The 1003-nt window shown below is 52.4% G+C and carries 2 protein-coding genes and 1 pseudogene; all 3 read left to right on the top strand.

Going from position 1 to position 1003, the window contains the following annotated elements:
• Positions 1-297 (top strand): annotated as a pseudogene (locus QCH34_RS13245) (tetrahydromethanopterin S-methyltransferase subunit A); the annotation flags it as partial.
• Between the two features lie 5 nt (positions 298-302).
• The gene (locus tag QCH34_RS13240) at positions 303-491 is read left to right on the top strand and encodes a tetrahydromethanopterin S-methyltransferase subunit F (protein ID WP_300334799.1); all 189 of its coding nucleotides are present in this window, start codon (positions 303-305) and stop codon (positions 489-491) included.
• Between the two features lie 6 nt (positions 492-497).
• A partial coding sequence (mtrA, locus tag QCH34_RS13235) for a tetrahydromethanopterin S-methyltransferase subunit A (protein ID WP_300334798.1) occupies positions 498-1003 on the top strand: 506 nt, incomplete at its 3' end.

Genomic DNA, 1003 nt, shown 5'->3' with positions numbered 1-1003 from the left:
AACGCCAAGATCGCTGAACTCGCGGGCCGTGACCCGGGAGCATTTGCCGCTGACCCGATGGTTATCGAGGTCAAGGAGGCAGGTGGAGCAGGTGGCGAAGAATCAACCGGCGAAGTCAAACCGCTCTCTGGAGAACTTGCACTGATCCACGCCCGGATGAAGATCATCCAGGGAATGGTCACCGACATCGGGTACCGTGACAGGTTCGCAGCAGGCGTATACTCTGGAAAAATCGAAGGGCTGATGATTGGTCTTGTGGTAATATTTACCATTCTTGGATTCCTTCTGATGGGGTGAGTAAAATGGCAGGTTCAAGCATCAGAATGACATCAATTGACAACATGGCTGAGAACATCCGATACAAGGCGCAGATCATCGCCAGGACCAACAAACTTGATTCTGGAATTATGGCTGCCGGAATGCCTGGATTTATCGCCGGGCTTCTCCTTGCCTTGATCTTCGTGATGGTACCGATCCTGGTTCTGGGGTGAATAAAGATGGCAGATAAGAAATCACCGGCAAGCGGATGGCCAACGGTCAAGGGAGATTACCATTCAGGCGACGCAAACAGCTGTGTAGCTGTTGTCACCATGGGATCCCACCTTGATGAATCAGGCATCTGTGCAAGCGGAGCTGCATTATGCGGATCATGCAAGACCGAGAACCTCGGGCTTGAAAAGATCATCGCAAACATCATCTCAAACCCCAATATCAGGTTCGTACTCCTCTGTGGTACAGAGGTCAAGGGACACTTAAGCGGCCAGTCACTTGACGCACTCCATAAAGGAGGCGTTTCAGGTGGAAAGATCGTCGGCGCAGAGGGAGCTATTCCCTTCATCGAAAACCTCGACGATGCTGCAATCAAGCGTTTCCAGGAACAGGTCGAACTCGTCAACATCATGGAGACTGAGGACGTCGGCAAGATTAACGCCAAGATCGCTGAACTCGCGGGCCGTGACCCGGGAGCATTTGCCGCTGACCCGATGGTTATCGAGGTCAAGGA

This window comes from Methanocalculus sp. (assembly GCF_029762515.1).
Classification (GTDB): Archaea; Halobacteriota; Methanomicrobia; order Methanomicrobiales; family Methanocorpusculaceae; genus Methanocalculus.
Note: the sequence above shows the minus strand (reverse complement) of the source record. Positions and strands in the feature narration are given on the sequence as shown.

Bases quoted from the DNA above. Each gene is read 5' to 3' on its own strand.
- QCH34_RS13240 (WP_300334799.1), top strand. From the start codon at position 303: ATGGCAGGTTCAAGCATCAGAATGACATCAATTGACAACATGGCTGAG.